16 protein-coding genes and 2 pseudogenes are annotated in these 23,041 nt (G+C 59.8%); 7 read left to right on the top strand and 11 right to left on the bottom strand.

Annotation, left to right across the window (positions count from 1 at the left end):
* Positions 1 to 158 precede the first annotated feature (158 nt).
* Positions 159 to 1,232 (top strand): alkene reductase, encoded by a 1,074-nt coding sequence (locus tag KMAL_RS12220; RefSeq protein ID WP_087608926.1) that lies wholly within the window; start codon positions 159 to 161, stop codon positions 1,230 to 1,232.
* A gap of 312 nt (positions 1,233 to 1,544) precedes the next feature.
* On the opposite strand, the gene KMAL_RS12225 is transcribed toward KMAL_RS12220, so the two are convergent.
* Entirely contained in the window at positions 1,545 to 2,471 is a 927-nt protein-coding gene (locus KMAL_RS12225) for a ketopantoate reductase family protein (RefSeq protein ID WP_110095978.1), read from the bottom strand.
* 85 nt (positions 2,472 to 2,556) lie between these two features.
* A complete protein-coding gene (locus KMAL_RS12230) occupies positions 2,557 to 4,002 on the bottom strand; it encodes a tyrosine-type recombinase/integrase (RefSeq protein WP_110095979.1) in 1,446 nt (481 codons plus the stop codon).
* Between the two features lie 433 nt (positions 4,003 to 4,435).
* On the opposite strand from KMAL_RS12230, the gene KMAL_RS12235 reads away from it, so the two are divergent.
* Together KMAL_RS12235 and KMAL_RS12240 are read left to right on the top strand one after the other, a co-directional pair.
* Positions 4,436 to 5,776 (top strand): site-specific integrase, encoded by a 1,341-nt coding sequence (locus KMAL_RS12235; protein WP_180999819.1) that lies wholly within the window; start codon positions 4,436 to 4,438, stop codon positions 5,774 to 5,776.
* Positions 5,763 to 6,539, top strand: a complete 777-nt coding sequence (locus KMAL_RS12240; protein ID WP_110095980.1) for a segregation and condensation protein A — start codon at positions 5,763 to 5,765, stop codon at positions 6,537 to 6,539. The genes KMAL_RS12235 and KMAL_RS12240 overlap by 14 nt, the downstream gene beginning before the upstream one ends.
* A 288-nt stretch (positions 6,540 to 6,827) precedes the next feature.
* On the opposite strand, the gene KMAL_RS12245 is transcribed toward KMAL_RS12240, so the two are convergent.
* The 6 genes and pseudogenes from KMAL_RS12245 to KMAL_RS12260 form a co-directional block, all read right to left on the bottom strand.
* Positions 6,828 to 7,391, bottom strand: coding sequence for an RES family NAD+ phosphorylase (locus tag KMAL_RS12245; RefSeq protein WP_239020116.1), 564 nt, complete (start codon positions 7,389 to 7,391; stop codon positions 6,828 to 6,830).
* Between the two features lie 51 nt (positions 7,392 to 7,442).
* A complete protein-coding gene (locus KMAL_RS12250; RefSeq protein WP_239020117.1) occupies positions 7,443 to 8,165 on the bottom strand; it encodes a hypothetical protein in 723 nt (240 codons plus the stop codon).
* A gap of 109 nt (positions 8,166 to 8,274) precedes the next feature.
* Positions 8,275 to 8,964: a type ISP restriction/modification enzyme gene (locus KMAL_RS17280; RefSeq protein ID WP_167400156.1), complete on the bottom strand. Its 690-nt coding sequence runs from the start codon at positions 8,962 to 8,964 to the stop codon at positions 8,275 to 8,277.
* Positions 8,961 to 9,092 (bottom strand): type ISP restriction/modification enzyme, encoded by a 132-nt coding sequence (locus KMAL_RS17910; RefSeq protein ID WP_167400158.1) that lies wholly within the window; start codon positions 9,090 to 9,092, stop codon positions 8,961 to 8,963. Before KMAL_RS17910 ends, KMAL_RS17280 begins: the two co-directional genes overlap by 4 nt.
* Positions 9,083 to 13,408 carry a DEAD/DEAH box helicase gene (locus KMAL_RS12255; RefSeq protein WP_167400157.1) on the bottom strand — a complete coding sequence of 1,442 codons (4,326 nt, stop codon included), beginning with the start codon at positions 13,406 to 13,408 and terminating at the stop codon, positions 9,083 to 9,085. The genes KMAL_RS17910 and KMAL_RS12255 overlap by 10 nt, the downstream gene beginning before the upstream one ends.
* A gap of 143 nt (positions 13,409 to 13,551) precedes the next feature.
* A pseudogene (locus tag KMAL_RS12260) lies at positions 13,552 to 14,058 on the bottom strand (SOS response-associated peptidase); the annotation flags it as partial.
* Positions 14,059 to 14,322: 264 nt separating this feature from the next.
* Between KMAL_RS12260 and KMAL_RS12265 the strand changes: the two are divergent.
* The 3 genes from KMAL_RS12265 to KMAL_RS12275 are packed head-to-tail and all read left to right on the top strand — an operon-like array spanning position 14,323 to position 19,701.
* Complete coding sequence (locus KMAL_RS12265; protein ID WP_110095983.1) at positions 14,323 to 15,099, top strand: ImuA family protein; 777 nt, start codon at positions 14,323 to 14,325, stop codon at positions 15,097 to 15,099.
* Positions 14,999 to 16,537, top strand: a complete 1,539-nt coding sequence (locus tag KMAL_RS12270; RefSeq protein ID WP_275399320.1) for a Y-family DNA polymerase — start codon at positions 14,999 to 15,001, stop codon at positions 16,535 to 16,537. Before KMAL_RS12265 ends, KMAL_RS12270 begins: the two co-directional genes overlap by 101 nt.
* Positions 16,534 to 19,701, top strand: a complete 3,168-nt coding sequence (locus tag KMAL_RS12275; protein ID WP_110095984.1) for an error-prone DNA polymerase — start codon at positions 16,534 to 16,536, stop codon at positions 19,699 to 19,701. Before KMAL_RS12270 ends, KMAL_RS12275 begins: the two co-directional genes overlap by 4 nt.
* Positions 19,702 to 19,815: 114 nt before the next feature.
* On the opposite strand, the gene KMAL_RS12280 is transcribed toward KMAL_RS12275, so the two are convergent.
* Complete coding sequence (locus KMAL_RS12280; RefSeq protein ID WP_025811767.1) at positions 19,816 to 20,148, bottom strand: DUF6525 family protein; 333 nt, start codon at positions 20,146 to 20,148, stop codon at positions 19,816 to 19,818.
* Positions 20,141 to 21,373 carry a GTP-binding protein gene (locus KMAL_RS12285; protein ID WP_110095985.1) on the bottom strand — a complete coding sequence of 411 codons (1,233 nt, stop codon included), beginning with the start codon at positions 21,371 to 21,373 and terminating at the stop codon, positions 20,141 to 20,143. Before KMAL_RS12285 ends, KMAL_RS12280 begins: the two co-directional genes overlap by 8 nt.
* Between KMAL_RS12285 and KMAL_RS12290 the strand changes: the two genes are divergently transcribed.
* Positions 21,360 to 22,028: a DUF1826 domain-containing protein gene (locus KMAL_RS12290; protein WP_239020118.1), complete on the top strand. Its 669-nt coding sequence runs from the start codon at positions 21,360 to 21,362 to the stop codon at positions 22,026 to 22,028. The two genes, KMAL_RS12285 and KMAL_RS12290, sit on opposite strands and share 14 nt — an antisense overlap.
* A gap of 514 nt (positions 22,029 to 22,542) precedes the next feature.
* Here KMAL_RS12290 and KMAL_RS12295 read toward each other — a convergent pair.
* Positions 22,543 to 23,028 (bottom strand): annotated as a pseudogene (locus KMAL_RS12295) (CbtA family protein); the annotation flags it as partial.
* Between the last annotated feature and the right edge of the window lie 13 nt (positions 23,029 to 23,041).

Raw genomic sequence — 23,041 nt, forward strand, 5'->3', positions numbered from 1 at the left:
CCATCTGGTCCGGGGTTAACCCCGGACCAGATGGCCAACAGCAACGCCGTCAGAAGGGCGGCATAACAACAATCGGGTATAGCTTATCAAGCCCGCAAAACTGTCCGAACGGACGGGACCACCTCACTAGGAACTGCGTTTTTTAAGAAGGATCTGTCATGCCCAGCCTGTTTGAGCCGATTGAACTGGGAAGCATTTACGCAAAAAACAGAATTCTCATGGCGCCGCTGACACGTGGCCGGGGCACCCGCGAGCATGTACCCACTCCCATCATGGCCGAATATTACGCGCAACGCGCTGGGGCCGGTCTGATTATCTCGGAAGCGACTGGTATCAGCCGCGAAGGTCTTGGCTGGCCGTATGCGCCGGGTCTGTGGTCGCAGGAACAGGTAGAAGCCTGGAAGCCTATCACCGCTGCAGTCCATGCAAAGGGCGGAAAGATCGTGGCCCAGATCTGGCACATGGGCCGCATGGTGCATTCCAGCGTGACGGGTCAGCAGCCTGTGTCCTGCTCGGCGACAAAAGCACCTGAAGCGCTCCATACTTATGACGGCAAACAGGCTCCCGAAATTGCCCGTCCTCTTACCAGGGAGGACATTGCCCGCATCCTGGACGATTATGAAAACGCCGCTCGCAATGCTCTTCAGGCAGGCTTTGACGGTGTGCAGATTCATGCCGCCAACGGTTACCTGATCGACGAATTCCTGCGGGACGGCACCAACCATCGTTCCGACGAGTATGGCGGTTCGCCGGAAAAGCGCATCCGCTTTCTGCGTGAAGTCACGGAACGCGTGATCGCAACGATTGGCGCGGACAAAACGTCAGTACGGCTGTCCCCCAATGGCGATACGCAGGGCTGCATCGACAGCCATCCCAAGCAGGTTTTTGTGCCGGCGGCAAAGCTGTTGAACGACCTCGACATCGCTTTTCTTGAACTGCGCGAACCCGGACCGAATGGCACGTTCGGCAAGACCGATCAGCCCAAGCTGCATGGCCCGATCCGCGAAGTGTTTAAGAAGCCGCTGGTTCTGAATCAGGACTACACACGCGATGAAGCGATCGAGACAGTTGCAACCGGTGTTGCAGATGCCATTTCATTCGGTCGCCCATTCATCGCCAATCCGGACCTCGTGCGTCGTCTGGAAGACAATCTGCCCCTGAACAAGGACGATATCCGCACCTGGTACTCGCAGGGTGCAGAAGGCTATACCGATTATCCACTTGCTCGCTGACACCCTATTTTTTCCCGCAAGCTCCTTCCAGGGAAAGGAGCTTGCATTTTAACTATAGAAAACATTTAGATGCCGACCTGATACTTGTCATGTGCAGGATGAAATCACTTGAATATTTCTACCCCCTGTCATGAATTTGAATGCTGCGAAAGCCTGTTTTTGGTAGTCCCTATGACAGCCGACTATCTCCTTTCTCCCAAGTCAGACGTTTCATTCCGGCTGTTCATGTGGGAAGAATTATCGTCGAATAAGGCGGCCATGATCTATGAAGCGGATGTGTCCGCCGGTACCTCGTGTCCGCCCTGTGCGTCTTCACGCATGCCTTTGCTGTTCATACACGCGCAGATTCAGATCCGTGAGATCCAGGAGAGGCGTAGGGATCTGATGGACGCGTGCCCGCCTGACCAGGTCACCAATAATCTGCTGCGCCTCCACAGGAGCGCCCTGCAGCAGATCCCGGAACATGGAGGACGTCAGGGTGGAGTCCGTTTTCGTCAGGAGACTGACAGTGCTCTTCAGGGTGGCATCCCGCAGGGGATAACCGGCAGCAGCGGCCGTTGACGCACATTCATGGATCACCGCCTGTGCAAAATCCTGACCTGCTGGCTGGCTGGCGACATCCCCCACGGTTCCGCGCATCAGGCAGCAGATGCTGCCCAGGGCGGCGAGCAGAACCCATTTGTCCCACATGTCCTGCAGGATGTGGGTGGAACACACGGTTTCAAATCCGGGCCCCGACAGGGTTTCCGCAATACTGCACGTCGCTGGCGTCTCACGACCGTCCCGCTCCCCCACGGAAAGCCGGGGGAGAGAACCCGCCTGGACAATGCGCCCCTGCGCATCAAGCTTGCTGACGATAAAGCACGTCCCCCCCATGACCGCGGCAGGGCCAAAGCGGTCTGCCAGACTATCAAGATGCTGCATGCCGTTGAGAAGCGGGACAATCCATGTTTGCGGTCCCACCGCAGGCGCAAAATCGTTCATTGCCGCCATCAGGGAATAGGCTTTTACGCTGAGCAGGATGATGTCGTAGGGACCCTCAATCCCACCGGCCATCACCATCCGGGGGGCGATGGTGACGTTGCCAACAGAACTGATCAGGCACAGGCCCTCGGCACGGAGCTGCTGCAGGCGCCTTTCGCGCACCAGAAAGGTCACGTCATGCCCGGCGCCGGCCATGCGCGCGCCAAAATATCCACCCACGGCACCCGCGCCGACAACAAGAATTCTCGAGCCCATGACGCTGTTTCCTCTCTTTGGTCCGCCTGACGTGTTGCGGTTGAAGGCGAGTTGAAGCGCTCTGGAGGCAGGGGTCAAGACAGGTTCAGAATCTCGATCTTCCGGGGTGCCGGGCCTTGATGCAGGCCGCGTCGATATAGGTCTCGACGACCTGGAGACTTTTGTGCCGCGAGAAGCGCTTCAGCTCCAGGAGATCATACCCGTCTTTTGCCCCCGTGGTGATGGCGCCGCGGCGCAGGCTGTGTCCGCCAAAATCCCCTTCGAGGTGGGTGTCGCCGCATCGCCTGCGGATGATGTCCGTGACCGCCCGGTCCGACAGGGCGTGCGGCCCGATCCTGGGCGGGGCTCCGACGGGAGTGGCGCCCGCCCTGCGGTCCCGCGCGGACCAGATGCGCCGGAAGACCGGACCTTCCGTGATCCCGGCCTGCCGGAGCCAGGTCTCGTATGCCAGAACCGGGCAGTTCCGGGTCAGGCCCCGCGGGATGCCGATCAGAGTACCCTTGCGCTGGGGATCCCCCTTGGACCGGCCCAGCCGGATCTGCATGCCATCCTCGTCCACCGTGATGTCGTCCACCTTCAGTGCGGCAAGCTCGGAGCGCCGGAACGCACCGGCAAAACCGAGCAAAAGAATGGCCCGGTCCCGCGCACCGACCAGATCATGGGAACTGATGGCTTCGACGACCCGGACCAGCCTGTCCCAGGTGAGCGCAGTTTTCTGGCGGGGCAGGGTTTCTTTTGCTTCCCGACGGATGCCAGCAAGGGTTGCGGTCACCATCGGGTGGGCGGTGGGTACGGCAATCTGCGCCAGATGGTGCAGGTAGCGCAGGGCGGCACGATGCAGGTCGATGGTGCTGGTCCTGCGGCCCTGCAGCGCCATGTCGGCCAGATAGGCGGCAACATCCTCGCTGCGGGCCGGCAGGGCGGGCAGGGCATGGCCGGCAGCCCAGCGACACCAGGACCGCACGGCGGCGCGATAGGTGCGCAGCGTGTTTTCGGCCTTGCTGCGGTGCATATAGGCATCGGCGGCCTGACGTGCCGTAGCCAGGCGGCCATCATGTTCGGGGAGGGGCTGTGCCGAGACGACGGAAAACCATTGCGCGACGGCAGCAGCCGGTTGCCCGACGGGCGCAGGGGGCGCTGCGTCTGCCGTCTCGGAACGGGAGCCTACGGACTGGAGCGGCCGGAACCAGGCCAGGAAGCTGGGCACGCCATCATCGATTTCCAGACCGACGGCCAGTTCAAACCCTGATGGGATATCGGCGACATGGTCCTGAGCCATCTGTTGGGCGGCCGACGCATACGGCACGCCTTGGGCGAGGGGGGTATCCGGGGAATAGCTACCGTCCGGCAATTCGATGCCCGCCAGAAGCAGGGGCAGGGGCGGTGTGAAACATGCGGTCGAGAGGATTTCGCGCCAGCGCGCCGGATCCTGTGTCTCGGCCAGACGCTGCCGCGTCAGAGGGTCAACGCGGGCGTGCAACGCGGCCTGCGCGCGCCTGCTGGAGCCGAGGATCCGGACATCGCTCAGCATGGCAGGCTTGCCCGCGCGTATGGCCCCTGGCCGTCACTTGGGCAGCAGGGAAGGGGCACACAGACAGGCTTGGCGAAAAGGCTCGGAAACAGGCGCATTTCGGGATTTTAGCAGGCATTTTGGAATTTTTCATCTACTTCCGACAAGATAACTTATCGGAAGTAGGTTTTCGATCGGTCGGATTTTGCCAAGCGGGGAGGGGAGGGGGCAGAAAGTTCGGAAAACCGCGTCTTTCAGGACAAACCGGGCGCTTTTTCGTTCTCCAAAATACGTTAACATGATACGACGTATTATATGAAGCGCAAACGCCTTAATATTGTCAGGGTCAGGTGGCGCGGTTGCCCGCTGAGGGTGGACGAACTGCCTTCTTCGAAAGCCCGTTCGGGATCGGCCCGTAGGGCGTGCGGGCCGGAAAACCGCGGATCTGATCAGAATGGCTGAGATCGGTCGACCGCTGCAGGCGGCGCGGCCCCCGACCGGCCTGTCGCCGGCCACGGCACGGGCCTATGCGGCCTCCTGGCGCGCCTTTGTCAGGACCCAGCCAGCCGATAGCGGCTTTCCGGTCGGCCCTGTGGCGGTGGCAGCGTGGCTGGAGGCCCGGGCGAAGGCGGGACGGCCGCGGCAGAGCCTGGTGGTGGATCGCGCGGCGCTGACGGCGTGGTGTGCCGCCAATGGCGAGGGGCTTGATGTTGCCCTGCCCGCTACGCGGGTGCGCCGGACCGGGGCCGGGGTCGATGCAGCTTCGCTGCTGGCCGCCGCGCGACGTTGCGGGCCCGACCTGCCCGGCCTGCGCGACCGGGCTTTGCTGTTGCTGGCGGCCACGCTGGACATCGGCGCCGAGGCGCTGGCCCGACTGACGGTGGAAGACATCATCGACACGACAGACGGGATGACCGTCGCCCTGTTGCGGCCCCGGTCGGGGCATCACCAGTTGCGCCGGTTGCGGCGGCGCCGGGATCCGGCCGTCTGTCCGGTGCGGTCCTGGGCGGCCTGGCGCGATGCCGCGCAACTGCGCTGGGGAGCAGCCTTCCGGGGGATCGATGCGCACGGCACCGTCGGGGATCCATTGTCGGTGCCGGGGATCCGGTTTGTGCTGGACCGAGCGCTAGGGCGTTCGGATCGTCCAAGCCACCGGACACGGCGGACAAAATCGGGATCCCCGCGAGAGTCCTCAGTCCGGACGCCAACGCGTCAACACACGTTGAGACCGGCCCCGGACTGGATCCGAACAACGTTGACGGTAAGCGGTCCGGTGGACGCGGTGGCCCGGTTCCGGGCGGTGGCCCAGGGGCCGGGGATCATTCCCTGGCAGGTGGATTTTGACTACGAACAGGCCCGCCTGCTGGCGCCGATGGCGGGGCAGGGAATCCAGGCGGTGACGTTGGCCCGACTGCTGCGGCAGGCATCCGAGCGCCTGCATCGGATCGCCCTGCAGCATCAGGCGGCGGGTACGCCTGCCTCTGCCTTTGACCTGCACCGGCTGGTGCCGGTTCCCGGTCCCATTCTGGAAGCCGGGTCGGACTCCCGCGCGGCGGCAGCCTGGCTGCAGGCGCAGTGGGGCACGCTGCTACCGTTGCGCCGGGTAGAGGTCGAAGCCGTGCGCGATCAGCGCGCCCGCCGCAGTGCCCGGCTGGTCTACACCTTCTGGTCGGCGGAGTGGACGCCGTGGCAGGCGCTGGACCATATACGGACAGACTGGCCAGATCTGGTGTTCGACATCCGACCGCAATACGCGCGTGTTGATGCCGGGGAGACCGCTGATGCATCTGGATGAGGACGAAGACTGGGGTGATCCGCCGCGTCGGCTGCCGCGCCCGGTGGTGCCGGAGTTCCATGTCGAGGGGTTTGACGGGCCGCTGGACCTGCTGCTGGATCTGGCGGAACGGCAGCGTCTGGACCTAGGTGTGCTGTCCATCGCGGATCTGGCGGCCCAGTTTGTCGCTGAGGCGGAGCGGCTGGCCCGCACAACACCGCTCATGCAGCGCGCGGACTGGGTGATCTGGATCGCCCGGCTGGTGTTCCTGCGCTCGCGGCTGCTGTTTGCGACGCAGGCGGAAAAGCAGGTTGCCGAAAAAGAGGCGCGCCGGACGGTCGGCCAGATCGAGGGGCTGCTGGAGATGCGCGCGGCGGCGGACTGGCTGGAGGCGCGACCGCAGCTTGGCGTGTCGGTTTTTACACGGGGCGGAACAGACGCGGATCGTAGTGTTTCTGTACGGCAGGGGACGTATTTCAGTCTAATGGAAGCCTGTCTCGGTACGCTGGAACGGGAATTGGCACGGGTCGAGACATCCGTCCCGATCTATCGGATCGATGTGCCCTCCTACTGGCGTGTGAGCGATGCATTGGTCTTTATGCGTGAGAAAATAAAAAACGGAACCTTTCGAAGCATATGGGACTGTGTTCCTGCGATGGCGTCTACCAAACCTGAGGGAACCATTGGTCGTCGAACGGCTGTGGCTGCGACATTTGTGGCCGGGCTGGAATTGGTGCGCCAGGGAGACGCGTCGATCGATACGATCGTGTTTCCCATGGCATGATGTTAGCGATTGCAGACTCTTTGGAATGAGCGGGACAACGCCACGATGGAATGGTGTGCACGGCAGCCGAAGGCAGCACAAGCGCAGCGATATGCCGCTCTGCAACGTAGCGGCAGCCTTTTCCCTGTTCTAGAGAATTTCCTGGCTTTCGTTGCATCCTATGACCTCAAAGAGGTCCGCATCTGGGGCAATGGTGCCGCATTGACAATATGTTGCTGTCCGAACTGTGCCGCCGCCTCAAGCTGCGCGTGTCGTGGCAGTTCTTCAATGACCGTTGCTTCCGACCACTCACTCTCTGATGGCCACCTGAAAGAGATCGAGAATATCTTCGAGTGCGAAGATTCCATTAAGATTCATCCTGGCAGCTTCCGATAGTTTTGGAATGGCACGTTCGAAGATTGCCAGATTGATTTCCTCATTCAATCGGGAGGGATAGAGAATACCGTCAGGTTTGGCAGGATGGTTATGGAGTGCGAGTGACCATTGGCGCGCGGGACGCTGGTCCGACCCGCCGACTACATCGCTGGGAATGCCCATCCTTAAGGGATTGTCGCTCCGCAGATCGATAACCCGCAAATCAGTGACCACCACGATCTCTGCATAATCACGGTCGGTGATTTCCTGCTCGGCGAGCAGAAGCTCTCCGATTACGCCATCACGACTGTCGCGCAGGATGGCTTCCACGAAACAAACCTTCAGGGTGCTGCCGACATAAAGAACCCCAAACCGCTCAGGTGCCGGCAGATCCCTAGGATCGCTGAACCGGCTCTCGTTCTTGCCGAAACCCAGAGTGTCCGAAAACCGCCGCAACAGGATGCGCCCATAACGGGTACCGGCTGGTACTGTTGTCATAGCGAGGTCAGCTTGGTCGAAGTTGCTGGGGGGTAGGCTTGCGGACGACATTTACGCGAAGGTGCCCTCGGCGATACTGACCGCGACCGAGAGGACGCGTTTATCTTCTCCTTTCTCCAAAGCAGCGATCGCAGTCCGTCCTTCGAGTTCAGGATGCTTCTGGGTGAGAAACCGGTAAATGGTCCACGGACTGTCGCCAAGCGCGGTAAACAGGTTCGGGATGATAGCGAACGGACGACCGTCGCGATCGAGTTGCCAGGTCGGGTAACGATAACCGCGTGTCGGGCCTTCGAGGCCGATCAACTGGCGAGCGTGCCGACGGGCACTCACCGTGACACGGGTTGTTCCCATGCGCCGCGCCAGTTCTTCCGCCGTCACCATATCCTCACGGGCAAGAATGCTGGCGGCCAGCGCCTTGCCACGCGCCTTCGCGCGCGCCAGACCGCTACCGGACGTGCGCTCCGCCGCTTGCGTGCCTGCAATGTCCTGATTCTCTGGAGGATGCACAATCCGAACTGTACCTTCGGGCGTAACTTCGACTGAAAAGCGGACGCCACGTCCTGTTTTCCTGGTCTCCGCCAGCGCGTGGCCGAGATTTTCGATCACAGAGCGTGCTGTTCCCACCTGTCTGGCGACAGATGTCAGCGCAGTGCGTCCGACAGGAATAGAAACGGGTTGCACGCCGCGTGCGCTGAGAACCACAGCGCCGCTACGCGTTTTCGCCGCAAGACGGCGCGATTTTGTGGTGAAAGAGGATGCAGTTGCTCGGGGCATGGCGTATCTCCTGCCGTATACTCCTCATTTTCGATAAATCTGTCAAGTCCGATAAGTTCGTAAAGGTATGGCATTTAATGTCATGCTTTCATGACCTGTTAGCAGCCTGTCAGTTGTCCAGAATTTCCAGGGCTGGAAGATTCTTCACAATCTTCATGGTTTCCAGGCTGATCGTGATGACACGCAGGAACAGGTCCAGCGGATAGCGGGGGTCGTTCATGGTTTCGATGGCCCAGTTATTGGCATCATTGACGATACCGCTGGCCTTGTCGGTCTTCACGCATTGACGTTCCACGACCCAGTCGAGGGCAGGCTTGCCGTTCACCACGTAGTCGTAGGCTTCCAGAGGGATACCTGTGATAGTGATGCGGTCATTGTAATGCAGGATGGTTTTGTTCTTGCCCTTGCCATATTTCATCTGTGTCACCCGATAGTTGTCGGGTGACAGTGATCCTTTACCGTAGTCAATCTCCACGCCTTCATAGATGTGTTGGCTATCAAAATTTACGTGCATTTCGCCCAACCTGCGACCAGCATCCGAGAAGGCTTTGAAGGCTTCATATGTCTTCATGCGGGGAATGCGGGGCAGTTCCTTTCGCAAGGTATCCGCGTAGCGTTCCCGATATTCGGGCGAATGCAGAAGGCCATAGACATAATAGAACAAGTCTGCCTTGCTGATTTCCTTGCCCGGATAGGCATCCTGAAAGTGCTTCAATCCCTCATCTGTGATGGCTTCGCGTCGTACAAGACGTGGTTGAGAAGGTGTCTGTTCAAATAGACTGCCTTGGGAAGTGTTCATTGGCTGTCCTCCGTTTCGTAAAGAAACATCGGAAAGCATTGGCCTCCGTGTAGAAGGTGCAGGTCCGGAGTGCAGGATATCATCATTGTTGAGAAAGGCCGGTCTTCTCCCGGACTGGCTATGCAAATAACAAGATTCTTCTCTTGTACTTCTGCTGTTGACCGAGTATAATTGTCCTGTCCTGTCCTGTCCTGTCCTGTCCTGTCCTGTCCTGTCCTGTCCTGTCCTGTCCTACTTCTTCATATAAATATTCAGAAAAGCATTGTGTTCCACCATCACTTTGCAAATCTGGGACAGACTTGCTCATGAGTGCAAACTGACTGTCATCATTCTGGCGTTGCTTAATCATAATCACTCTATTATCCGCCTTAGCGCTAGGAAACAGTCGAGGCATCTGGTAAATCATGTCGTTAATCTGCCGGTCAAAGTACATCCACTGACAGAAAAATGGCCGGTAAACCGATTTTACGACATGCTCAGGGTTAAATAATGCTGGCTTATCTCGGGTAAAATCCTGAAGCAGTGAACGATTCCAGCTTATCTTTCGTGGATCACTATCGACAAAATTTTTGGCCTTTTCTAATCGTTCTTTTGAAGATGCATCAGGGTATTCATTCTGAAATCGTTCTCGTTCCGAATTATACACATCAATCATGGACCGCATATCTTCGGTTAATACTTGATGGGATGAATTGTAGCACCATGCGTCACGGGCTGTTGCAACGCCACGGGAAAACAGACTGAACAGCACAGGTCCCGCATCCTTATCCTTGCTCCCAATGGCAATAAATTTTCCAAAGCTGTCATCCCGTTGCCGTAGCCAGTCGCCATGTTCATCCGGCGTGATTGTCTGCCACAGGTCTTCGCCAGTCAGGCCATTGATGCTGGCCAGTTCCTGAATACGTTTCAGCTTCTGCTCACGGGTCAGATAATCCCCAATATCGTGGAACAGAATACGACCCTGTTCCTTTGCATTTGGATTCTTGACCATGAGGGAAATGGCAATCGGCGCCCGGCTTCCAGCATCGAATATCTTTCCACCTTCTTTGCGAGATGTTTCCCCTGATGTACGCTGGTTCCCCCGCAGATGAAACACATGGATGGAGGAAAATTCTTCGGCCAGACACTGGCGCAAACCATTTGCCGTATTGGCATCCAGAAAGCCTGCATTGGTCACAAAACCGATGACGCCACAATCCCCAATGCGGTCAGATGACCAGCGAATGGCGCGGATATAGCTGTCATACAGGGCGCGCTTGTTCGTGGCACTGGACCGCTCCGCATAGGTCTTCGCAATCCGCGCATCCAGGGTGGGATAGGCCACATTCTGGTTGTTATCATTCCCACTTTCCTGCCCCACGGAATAGGGCGGGTTCCCCATGATGACACGGATATCCAGCTTCTTCTGTTTGCGGATACGCCGGTTGTTGTCCTCCAGGGTCGCACTTACCAAGTCATGCGGTTCATTCAGCCTGAAGGTGTCCGTCAGGCAGATACCTTCGAACGGTTCATATGTCCCGTCCATCAGGTCGGAGAACGTAGCCTCGATATTGATGGAGGCGATATAGTAAGCCAGCAGGACAATTTCGTTAGCGTGCAGTTCCTGCCTGTATTTATGGAGCATCTGCTCCTTCGTAATCAGCCCGCTCTGCAATAACCGGGTAATGAATGTGCCCGTGCCAGTGAAGGGGTCCATGATATGGACGCCCTTGCTCCCAAGGGTCTGACCGAACTCGCTTTCCAGCACGTCATTGATGGAACGGATGATGAAATCCACAACCTCAATAGGTGTGTAGACAATACCCAGGCGGTCCTTCAGGCGCGGGAAGGCTTTCTGGAAAAAGCCGTCATACAGTTCCTTGATGACCTTCTGGCGACCGTAGGAGGTATCAATCCCCGAAGCGCGTTCACGGACGCTGGTATAGAAAGCCTCCAGCCTGTCCGTTTCCTTGTGCAGGCTGTGCTTGTCCAGCGCATCCAGAACCGTCTGCATGGCTCTGGACATGGGGTTGTCGCCAATGAAGCTATGGCCAGCGAACAGGGCTTCGAACACGGGGCGGGTGATGAGATGCTGTGCCAGCATCTCGATAACTTCTTCCTCGCTGATGCTGTCGTTCAGCTCCGTCCGCAGGTCTGACGTGAACTCCTCGAACGAGGTCCGCGCCTCCACATTGTCGGGATTCTCCAGAATGGTTTTGATGCGGGTGATGTGGGTCTGGGCAATCCGGGCGATATCATCGGCCCAGTCTTCCCAGTGATGGCGGTTGCCGACCTTCTTGACGATTTTGGCATAGATAGCCCGTTCGATTTCCCCGACTTCAAATTGCAGAGTTTCCTGCCTGTCGTCGTCAGGGAATGAAGCCTTCTTTCCAATTTTGTAGGACGAATGGGCTTTCTGGGCTGTGCCTGTTGTCAGGGCCTTTGTCTTGGCCGTGATCTTCTTCGTGACCGCGATGACTTCCATGCGGGATGTGTCAGGTCTGGCCTGAAGATCCATCTTGTTGACCATGTGATCAAAACGGTCATCGTGAGAACGCAGGGCCTGAAGCACCTGCCAGACCACCTGATAGGTCTTGTTGTTATCCAGAGCCTGGTCTGGCTCAACCCCAGCCGGGATAACTACGGGCAGTACGACATAGCCGCGCTTCTTACCAGGTGCGACCCGCATCACACGGCCTACGGACTGGACCACATCCACCTGTGAATTCCTGGGGGTCAGGAACAGGACTGCATCCAGCGCCGGCACGTCCACCCCTTCCGACAAGCAACGGACATTGGACAGAACCCGACATATGCCTTCCGGGGTCTCGTCCTTCAGCCAGGCGAGTTTGCCTTCCTTTTCGCTGGCGTTCATCCCGCCATCGACGTGTTCGGCTTCGCAGATCAGACGGGCTTCAGGTTCAATGCCTTCCTGTTCCTGATATTCCTCCACGACCTGCTGGAACATATCGGCAATCTGGATGGAACTGACCTTGGGTGTTCTGCCCTTGTAGTCAGGAGAAATGACCTGGCAGAAGGCGACGGCCCGCTTCATCGGTTCGGGGACAGTTGTCCCTTCACGAGGCAATCCGCCCGTCGCCAGCGCCTTCCAGCATCCGACAATTTTGGAGGCATCGGAGACGGTCAGCCCGTTATCGGGATCATCCAAGAGCTTCTGGACGCTACGGCTGACGGTTCCTTCGTCAACGGCCAGCACGATGACCTTGTAGTCCACCAGCAGTTTGCGCCGAACGGCCTCGGAGAAGGTGATGACATGGAACTCAGGCCCGTAGATGGCCACATTGTTCATGCCATAGACAGTGGCTCCTTCCTTTTCGGCCTTTTCCTGCGCCACATCGCCGTAAATACGCGGGGTGGCAGTCATGTAGAGGCGGTGACTGCCAGCCAGATAATCCTGGTTATGGACGCGGACGAAGGCGCTATCATTTTCCTCCCCCCCGAAAGTGACCCCTGTTGTCCTGTGCGCTTCATCGCAGACGATCAGATCGAACTCGGGGAGGTCATGCTCCTTCTGGGCACGGCTGATGACATCGATGGAATGATAGGTCGCGAACACGACCGTCATATGCGCGTCGTCATGCCGTTTGGCATGTTCGGTCGCCAGACGGCCGGGACTGGTGGTTGCCGGGTAGCGGATTTCGTGGATGTTGACCTTAATCTCGTCGTCGTTCTTCGCCTTCTTTTTCCCCACGTCACTGTCGGAACAGACCGCGAAGCTGTGGAGCGGAACCTGGCTTTCCTGGGTCCATTCGGTCAGGGTCTGGGACAGCAGGGAGAGGCTGGGGACGAGAAACAGGACACGACCACCGGCACCGACCTGCTGTTCCGCGATTTTCAGGCTGGTGAAAGTCTTGCCCGTCCCGCAGGCCATGATCAGACGGCCACGGTTATGGCACTTGAAGCCTGCCAGAACCCGGCGGATAGCGGTTTCCTGGTGCTCGCGGGCTTTCTTCTGTGCCCGCAGGACAGGAGCAATCTTGGGCTGATATTGCGACCAGTCAATCAGGCTGGTTTCTAGGTCATACAGATCAATCTTGCTGACGGGCGGATGCTGGTCCGCAAGCGATGCTTCGGCATTGTCGGTCCAGTGGTTGGTCGTGGCGACAATGATACGCCGGGCAAAATGCTTTTTTCCCGAGGCGGTGAAAAAGCTGTCGATATCCGGCTTGCTGATATGGTGGGATGGGGCATAAAATTTACATTGGATGGCGTGGTATTCGCCCGTGCCCCGCGTTCTGGCGACCAGATCGATGCCCGTGTCTTTCGCGATATAGCCTTCCTGGGTTGCCCACGCCTTGTATGTCCATACCTGGTCATACAGGTCCGCGTAGCTCGGCTCTGTCCGCAGGTAGCAGACAATCAGTTCCTCGAAGTAGGTGCCTTTCTCGCGCTCTGTGACGGACAGATTTCTGTAGGTATCAAGCAGTTGGGAAAGCGCGGACATAATCGGGCAAGCCTTTGGACGGTCTGAAAATCACGTCTGGCCAGATTAACCCTTGCCACAGGGATGGGGAATAGGGCCTGCTGACAAAAGGTTTTTTCAGACTGACGTGGACATCATTCAACGCCGGTCTTTGCAGAAATCTATGGATGAATGGCGCCCACCTCCCGATTGGCAACAGTGGTTAGGAAGCCGAACAGGTCATCCGTCGTCTCGCCATCGGCCAGTTTCCGCACTGACGTCCACTGGCACCAGATCCCTGCAAAGAAAGCCAGCGGTTCCCCATCACTCCGGGCAAACCAGACGGGCCTGCTGGTCCCATCCGGCAGGCGCTCCGGTTCGGAAAAGGCCGTGAGCGGCACCAGGCAGCGATGCGCGATACTTTCCCATCGCTTCCACCAGGTCGAGGTGGGATTGCGGATATTGGTCACACCCTGATCGACCCTATGACTTTTCAGGTAGCCCGGCGGGGTCGGCATGCCCCAGCGTGCCATGACCAGTTCCCGCCCATCCGGCGCGTTCCGCACGATGGGCACCATGGTGTTGGGCCAGATCTCGGGCAGGGGCCGGAGATTGCCGGTGCGGTCGGTCATGACCCGGGCCGCCTCCCGGATCGCCTGCTGGCTGCCGGTCATCGCATAGAGGTTGCACATCACGCCGTCCTTTCGCGAGTCCGGATATGGGTGCCCTGCCGGACGGTATCCACCCTGCAGGACGGGGGTGGCCGGACTGTTCCTGATAAATCCCTGTACTTCAGACAGTTTTCATCAAGCCTGGACCGTGTGGCAGGCCTGTGCCCGCGTCCGGATCACAGCCGCTTTTCCAGAATGGGTTGACATTCGTCACTACACTAGAACAAATAACGAACATAATTGCTGATTCCATGCCAGAAACACCCGAATGGACTGTCCGACCCCATGCCCGCACCCGAACCCCGTCCCGCGCTGGAGGCGCTGAGAGCACAGGTCAGCCGCCTCGAAGGCCAGGGCCGACGCAGGCGGGGCGTGCTGCCCTTCGGTGTGCCCGAGATTGACGGTCGCCTGCCAGACGGCGGACTGGCGCTGGGCGCGCTGCATGAGGTGGCTGGTGGCGGCAATGACGCCCTGAATGCAGCAGCGTCCGGCCTGTTTTCTGCCGGGATCGCCGCCCGGACACGGGGAAAGGTGCTGTGGATCGCCACCCGTCAGGACCTGTATGCCCCGGCGCTGCAGCAGGTCGGGTTGTCGTCGCGACGGACCATTTATGTCGCCGCCAGTTCGGACGTCGATGTCCTGGCCTGTTTCGAAGAGGCATTGCGCCATCAGGGTCTGGGCGCGGTCGTGGCCGAGGTCGCCCGCCTGTCCATGACCGCCTCACGCCGCCTGCAGCTGGCGGCCGAGACATCCGGCGCGCTGGGCATCGCCATACGGCGCTGGCGGCGGCAGACGGATGCGGCCGATTTTGGCCAGCCCACGGCTTCGGTTACGCGGTGGCGGGTATCCGTCCTGCCATCCGTGCCGCTGCCGGTCCCCGGCGTCGGCCGGTCCCGCTGGCTGCTGGAACTCATCCGTGCCCGCGCGGGCGAATGCGCCGATTTTGAAGTGGAGGCCTGTGATGCCAAAGGGAGACTGGCACCGTGTCGTCTCGCTCTACCTGCCGCTCTGGCCGACAGACCGGATCAGGAAGCGGCTGGGCACCGACGCGCCCGCGCCTGACTGCCCGCTGGTGCTGGCCGGGCGGGAAGGGCGGCGACGGGTCATTCTGTCGGTCGATCTCGCCGCCCGCAGGCTAGGCCTGCGTCCCGGCACGCCTGTCGCGAAAGCGCAGGCGCTTTACCCCGATCTGCTCATCATGGATGCCGACCCGGACGGTGACCGGGCTGGACTGGAGCGGCTGACGCTATGGTTCCAGCGCCGCATCGCCCCCATCGTGGCCCCCGATCCGCCAGACGGCATTGTGCTGGATACGACCGGTGCCGATCACCTGCATGGGGGCGAGGCCGTCATGCTGGAGAACATGGTCACGCGCCTGAAGGAGTCCGGGATCACGGCCCGGGCCGCGATTGCCGATACGTGGGGTGCGGCCCATGCGCTGGCGCGCTATGACCGGGGACGCATCACCCTCGTGCCGCCCGGTGAAACGGCGGCAGCGATTGCCGACCTGCCCATCGAAGCCCTGCGCATGCCAGCGGATATCATCGAGGGGCTTTATGGCCTGGGCGTGTCACGCATCGGCCCGCTGGCCGGTATGCCGCGCGCACCGCTGGCCCTGCGCTTCGGTCCGGATGTCGCCCGCAGGCTGGACCAGGCTTTTGGACGACAGGCAGAAGCCATTGTCCCGGTCCGGCTGCAGGCGCCGGTGCAGGTCAGCCGAAACTTTGCCGAACCGATCAGTGCTGCCGAGACCATAGCCCGCTACATCACCAAACTCGTGCCGTCCCTGTGCGCCGGGCTGGAGGAACGCGAGCAGGGCGTGCGTCGCCTCGACCTGCTGCTGCACCGGGTGGACAGCCGCACCGAGGCCGTCCGCGTGGCCACGGCCATGCCGGTGCGGGATGTCAGACGCCTGACCCGTCTGCTCTGTGACAGGATCGAGACCATCGATCCGGGATTCGGGATCGAACGCATGATGCTGACGGCTTCGCTGGCCGAGCCGATCCTGCACCGCCAGGGTGTATCCGCCCTGATCGAGGAAGAAGAGGCCGACGTCTCCGACCTGATCGATACCCTGGCCAACCGTGTCGGCACACAGGCCCTGTATCGCTTCGCCCCGGTGGAAAGCGACGTGCCGGAACGGGCCGTCTGCCGCGTGCCCGCACTCGCACCCGAGGACGGAAAGGAGTGGCCGGATCACTGGCCGCGCCCCACGCGCCTGCTGCCCCGTCCCGAGCCGATCCAGACCATGGCGGTGCTGCCCGACCATCCGCCGGTCTTCTTCATCTGGCGTGGCATCCGCCGCCGGATCAGATGCGCCGATGGCCCCGAGCGGGTCTTTGGCGAATGGTGGAAGGGCGATGCCGAACTGACCACCGTGCGGGATTATTTCCGGGTGGAAGACACCAGCGGGGAGACATTCTGGGTTTACCGGACCGGGGATGGCGAACATGGCGAGACCGGTTCGCAGGGCTGGTTCCTGCACGGTCTCTTTGAATGAGCGTGGCATACGCCGAACTGCAGGTGACGACGTATTTCTCGTTCCTGCGCGGCGCATCCTCACCGATTGAACTGTTCGAGCAGGCAAAAACCCTTGGCATTAAAGCGCTGGGCATCTGCGACCGCAATTCCCTGGCGGGCATGGTGCAGGCCCATGTCGCGGCCAAAGAGACCGGCATCCGCCTGGTCGTGGGCTGCCGTCTCGACCTTGCCGATTTCGCGCCAGTGCTGGTCTATCCGACGGACCGGGCCGCCTATGGCCGATTGTGCCGACTGCTGAGCCTTGGCAAGGCGCGGGCCGGGAAGGGGAAATGCCATCTGCTCTGGGAGGATCTGGTGGCATGGGGCGAGGGCCTCCTTGTGATCCTGCTCCCGGATACGGCGGATGATGCCTGTGCCCTGCATCTGCGCAAGCTGAAGGACGCCTTTGCCGACCGGGCCTATATGGCGCTGACCCTGCGGCGCCGGCCCAATGACCAGATGCGGCTGTACGAACTGGCGAACCTCGCCCATCTGGCACGGGTGCCAACGGTCGTGACCAATGACGTGCTGTTCCACACCCATGACCGGCGCATCCTGCAGGATGTGGTGACCTGTATCCGCAACCACACCACCATCGACGAAGCCGGGTTCGCGCGTGAGCGCCATGCGGACCGCTACCTCAAGCCGCCCGCGGAAATGGCCCGGCTGTTCAGCCGCTATCCCGAAGCGATCGACCGGACCCGTGAGATCGTGGCCCGTTATCGCTTCAGCCTTGATGACCTGGCCTACCAGTATCCCGACGAGGTCTCCATCCCGGGCCAGTCACCGCAGCAGGCGTTGGAAGCCCTGACCTGGGAGGGGGCAACGGCGGCCTATCCCGAAGGCATTCCGCCCGAGGTCAGGAAAACCCTCACCCATGAACTCGCCCTGATCGGGCGCATGGATTACGCGCCGTATTTCCTGACCGTCCACAGCATCGTCCGCCATGCCCGCTCGCAGGGCATCCTGTGCCAGGGGCGGGGATCGGCGGCCAATTCCGCCGTCTGCTACGTGCTGGGCATTACCGCCATCGATCCGGCACGGACGTCGCTGCTCTTTGAGCGGTTCGTGTCCGAAGAGCGCCGCGAGCCGCCCGATATCGACGTGGATTTCGAGCATGCGCGCCGGGAGCAGGTGATCCAGTGGATTTATGGTCATTATGGCCGCAACCATGCTGCCCTTACCGCTGTGGTTACGCGTTATCGCGCCAAGGGCGCGCTGCGCGATGTCGGCAAGGTCATGGGCCTGCCCGAAGACCTGATCCGCACCCTGTCCGGCCAGATCTGGGGCTGGGGGCGCAAGCTGGATGAGGGCGCGCTGAATGAAACGGGGATCGACCTGTCCGATCGGCGCATCCGGCTGACGCTGGATCTGGCGCGCTGCCTGATCGGCGTGCCACGTCACCTGTCGCAGCATCCCGGCGGGTTTGTCCTGACCCATGATCGACTGGATGAGTTGGTGCCGATCGAACCGGCGGCCATGGACGGTCGCCAGATCATCGAATGGGACAAGGATGATATCGACGTCCTGAAATTCATGAAGGTGGATGTGCTGGCCCTTGGCATGCTGACCTGCATGAAGAAGGGGCTGGACCTTCTGGCCGAACACAAGGGGCAGCATTACACGCTGCAGACCATCCCGGCCGAGGATCCGCGCACCTATGCCATGATCCGGAAGGCGGACACGATCGGGGTGTTCCAGATCGAAAGCCGGGCCCAGATGTCCATGTTGCCGCGGCTCAGGCCCCGGGTGTTCTATGATCTGGTGATCGAGGTGGCCATCGTCCGGCCCGGCCCCATCCAGGGCGACATGGTGCATCCCTATCTGCGCCGGCGGGCCGGGCAGGAAAAGGAAATCTACCCGACGCCGGAACTCGAAAAGGTGCTCAAGAAGACCTTGGGCATTCCGCTGTTCCAGGAACAGGTGATGCAGGTGGCCATGGTCTGTGCCGGGTTTTCGGCATCCGAGGCCGACCAGCTGCGCCGCGCCATGGCCACCTTCAAGAACACTGGCACGGTCTCGCGCTTCCGCACGCGCCTGATCGAGGGGATGACGGCGCGAGGTTATCCCGAGACCTTTGCCGAGCGCATCTTCCAGCAGCTGGAGGGGTTTGGCAGTTACGGCTTTCCCGAAAGTCATGCGGCCTCATTTGCCATCCTTGCCTATTCGTCATCCTGGATGAAATGTACCCATCCGGATGTGTTTCTGGCCGCACTCCTGAACAGCCAGCCCATGGGATTCTACGCTCCCGCCCAGCTTGTGCGCGACGCCCGCGAGCACGGGGTCGAGATCCGGCCGATCTGCGTCAACGCCTCACGCTGGGACAGCACGCTTGAAGGCCCGGAGCGGGATGACGGGCTGTTTGCCGTCCGTCTGGGTATGAACCTGGTGAAAGGGCTGGCCAATGAGGATGCCGCCCGGATCGTGGTGGCGCGGGGCGACCGACCTTTTGTCTCGGTCGACGATCTGTGGCGCAGGGCAGGGGTGAAGGGAACGGCCCTGACCCATCTGGCCGAGGCGGACGCCTTCCGGGCGGGGCTGGGTCTGGCCCGGCGCGAAGCGCTTTGGGCGATCAAAGCACTACGTGACGAACCCCTGCCGCTGTTTGCCGCAGCCGCCGTCGTGCGTGAAGCGGAAGAACCCGACGTGCTGCTCCAGCCCATGCGGGACGGGGCTGAGGTCGCGCGAGATTACAACCGTACTGGCCTGACCCTGCGGGATCATCCTCTGGCGTTCCTGCGTGCCGATCTTATCGAACGCGGAATGGTGACGTGTCGGCAGGCCTTGGAGGCCCGGGACAGGAGCAGTCTGTCGGTGGCTGGGCTGGTGCTGGTCCGCCAGCGGCCTGGTTCGGCCGAGGGCGCGGTGTTCATGACGCTTGAGGACGAAACGGCAGCGATCAACGTGATCATCTGGCCTGATATGTTCGAGCGTTTCCGCCGGGTGGTCCTGTCAGGCCAGATGCTGGGGGTTGTGGGGCGACTGCAGAAGGAAGGGGAGGTGGTGCATCTGGTGACGCGTGAGATTGTGGATCTGTCCTTCCTGCTGGCCGATGTGGGAAATCGGTCGTTGCACGATTTCTCCGACCCTGAGCAGGGTCGCTTGCGAGAAAATATCGTGGTCAAGGCACGAAATTTCCATTGAACGCTCTACAGGCATAATCGTCCCAACGGGCAGCATCGGATTATTTTTCAGGCTGGCGATCCCAATGAGGATGCTCTCTGAAAATACGAGTGCCATGACTGTAAAATACTGATTTTACCTCAGCACTGACACGCAGGCGGCGTCATGCGGCAGGACCATGCCGTAGGCTGCGCTGTAGCGTGACGCGAAAGCCTCGCGCTCCAGCCGTTCGCAATAATCAAGATACCGGATCAGCGCGCGCTCGGCGCGCATCGTGCGTCCATAAAGCCGTTTGTAATGTTGCCACAGCATCATTACATTGACCGACCAGGCATCATAGGCATGCGCTGTTACCCGCTGGCGGATTGCTGGGGGCAGCGCGTCAAAGGCGGCCCAGTCATTGCCTGCATACCGCCGCCACATCTCGTGGCGTAATGTCCGTTCGTTATCTGCCGTCACCTTACGCATCCGCCATTTCTCCCTGCCCCCAGGCGGGGAATGGGTCAGGCAGATGGGCAAACAGCAACGGATCGAACTGCTGCACATCAAAGTCGGGCACAAGGCAGGCATTCAGCACCGCGGCAATGGCGGCATCATCCATTTCTGCCGTGCCGATAAATACGATCTCCTGCCGGCGGTCTCCATAAACCGGATCCCATTTCGACAGGATCAGGTCGCGCCATTCATCACTGTCCGGCCACTGGTTTTTGGGTATCGTTACCCACCACCGCCCCATGGCCTGCGTGCGGACCAAGGCTCCGGCCTGCCCCAGTTCGCCCACCCAGTGCGGACGGGTCGCCAGCCAGAAATGACCCTTCGCCCGGATCACGCCCGGCCAGGAAGAGTCGATAAAGGCCTTGAAGCGCTCGGGCACAAGCGGGCGGCGGGCGCGCCAGACAAAGGTATGGATGCCATATTCCTCGGTTTCGGGAACATGGTTGTGGAATTCGAACAGTTCCTTGTACCAGAGTGGATGTTTGTGCGCCCGGTCGTAATCGAAGCGGTGTGTATCGAGAATGCGCGCGCAGGGTACGATGCCCTGATCCGTTTCGATAATATCCGCATCGGCGTTAAGGGCCTGAATGACCTGCCGCGCGGCTTCGCGCTGCGCTGGCGTAGCGCTCGAGACCTTGTTCAGCACCACCACATCGGCAAACTCGATCTGCTCGACCAGCAGGTCAACCAGCGCCCTGTCATCCTCATCGCCCGCTGTCTCGCCCCGGTCGCGCAGGAAGTCCGTCGAGGCGTAATCCTTCAGCAGGTTGACGGCATCCACCACCGTGACCATCGTATCGAGCCGTGCAAGGTCGGACAGGCTCTCGCCCGCCTCGTCACGAAACTCGAATGTCGCTGCAACCGGAAGCGGCTCCGCAATCCCTGTCGATTCAATCAGGAGGTAATCGAAGCGGCCTTCCTGTGCCAGCCGCCGGACTTCGTGCAGCAGGTCATCGCGTAACGTGCAGCAGATGCAGCCATTGCTCATCTCGACCAGCGTTTCATTTGTTCGGGACAGGTCACTGCCGTCGCGCACCAGATCGGCGTCAATATTCACGTCGCTCATGTCATTGACGATGACCGCGACTTTCCGGCCCTCGCGGTTATTGAGCACGTGGTTGAGAAGCGTCGTCTTTCCAGCTCCCAGAAAGCCGGAAAGAACCGTTACCGGAAGTCTTTCGCGCATGACGGACACCATTCATTGGGTTGCGATCCGCCGAACCTATATGTTACGTTATAATATAACAACTCCTAAAGGCCCTGACATGCGACAGTCCTGTCCGACCCGTCCGCTTTCTGCCATCCCGATGCCGTTCCAGAACATTGACAGGCAAGACTGTTTCATCGTTCAGCAGGAACGTCACCTCGGGCAGGATATCATGCAGGCTGCGGCCTTGTGGAATGCGCACGGCCCGGACCTGTTTCTGCATCGGGGCACCATTGAAATTCTTGAAACCGAGTTGCGAACTTTCTTACCGGCAGGCACGCAGGCGCTTGCTGACGACGCCCTGAATCTTGCCTGTCGTTATCAGCGCCTGTCGGGCACGGCCGAAATCCGCTTCCGGCTGGAAAAGGTCAGACACGACAGTTGCCGCCGCTTTCATGTTGACCATGTTCCGTTACGCCTCCTGTGCACCTACACTGGCCCTGGGGTTCAATGGAAACATGCTGACAGCGAGATCATCCATGATACGCCAGCGTGCTGGATCACCCTTCTGAAAGGGCGGTTATATCCCGGCTGGTCGACAAAAGGGGCAGTACTGCACCGTTCGCCGCCCATCTCGGATCTCCCGGTTCCTGTTACGCGCCTGCTTCTGACCCTTGACCATCCGGACGCGTGTGGCATGGGATGACAATGACGCCTTAACGCCGTAGCATTCAGGTTGCTCTCGGCCATGATCGCCAACGCTCTTGCCCGACAGCAGGGCGAACTGTCGGTGTGATGGACAGCCCGAGTCATGGTTAAATCGTATCAGCATGGGCCGATCGCTCCTTTGTTTGGAACGATGAATTGTGGCGTAGCGCCGATATGAAGGTGGCGGGCATAGTGTCCATGACACTGGGGCACGAAACAGCGACGCGTGATATTATTATCGGGCTTAATATTAGTCTGTAGTTCTGTCAGGGCAGATGCCGGGTTTTGGACTGCTTGCGCAAAGAAAAGGGAAGGGTGCCATCTGGTCGCGAGACTGTCGCCCTTTCCTACGCCTGTTGGCGCATGGGGAAATCGGCAACCGAAAACAGTACGTTGTGATGGATATTGGCGAGTTCCCCATAAATATCGCGGAAAAATCTCGTAATTGTCATTGAGTATCTGGCGTGACTTCAAGTCAACGCCAGTTCTCACGTTTTTAACTTCAAGCCATTTTAATGGGCATTAAGCTGAATGTTAGCGCCATTACGATATCCAAACCGGTTTCGATTTGCATATTCAGTAAAGGCACCGAAACCTAGACCCAGTGTGGTCCACATGATGATCTGCATGCCTAAGGAATCAATCCTGAAATTCCAGAGCAAATCAGCAGGGAAATTAGAGGGGACCTCATTAACCGCAGGAAGTAACTCGCCTGTTGTAAAGACAATCAGAATATAACACGCGCCTGCAAGATAAGTTGATGTCCATGCATTATATTGCTGACGTAAGCGTCCCTGAAGCATTGTGGCTGCGATCATCCCCAGTAGGGAGACCAGCATCATTATAAAATACAATTCTGTCCGCATGCCAATTGTATCCGGGTTTCCTACGGATGGCGGGTTGGCAGGATACTTGATGCTTGGCACCACATATACTGCAATAATCCCGGTTATCGCCAGCAGAACAGACACAACACGAGGGTCTGTGCTTTTCATGCGCCCATTTGCATAA

This window comes from Novacetimonas maltaceti (genome assembly GCF_002906255.1).
GTDB lineage: Bacteria > Pseudomonadota > Alphaproteobacteria > Acetobacterales > Acetobacteraceae > Novacetimonas > Novacetimonas maltaceti.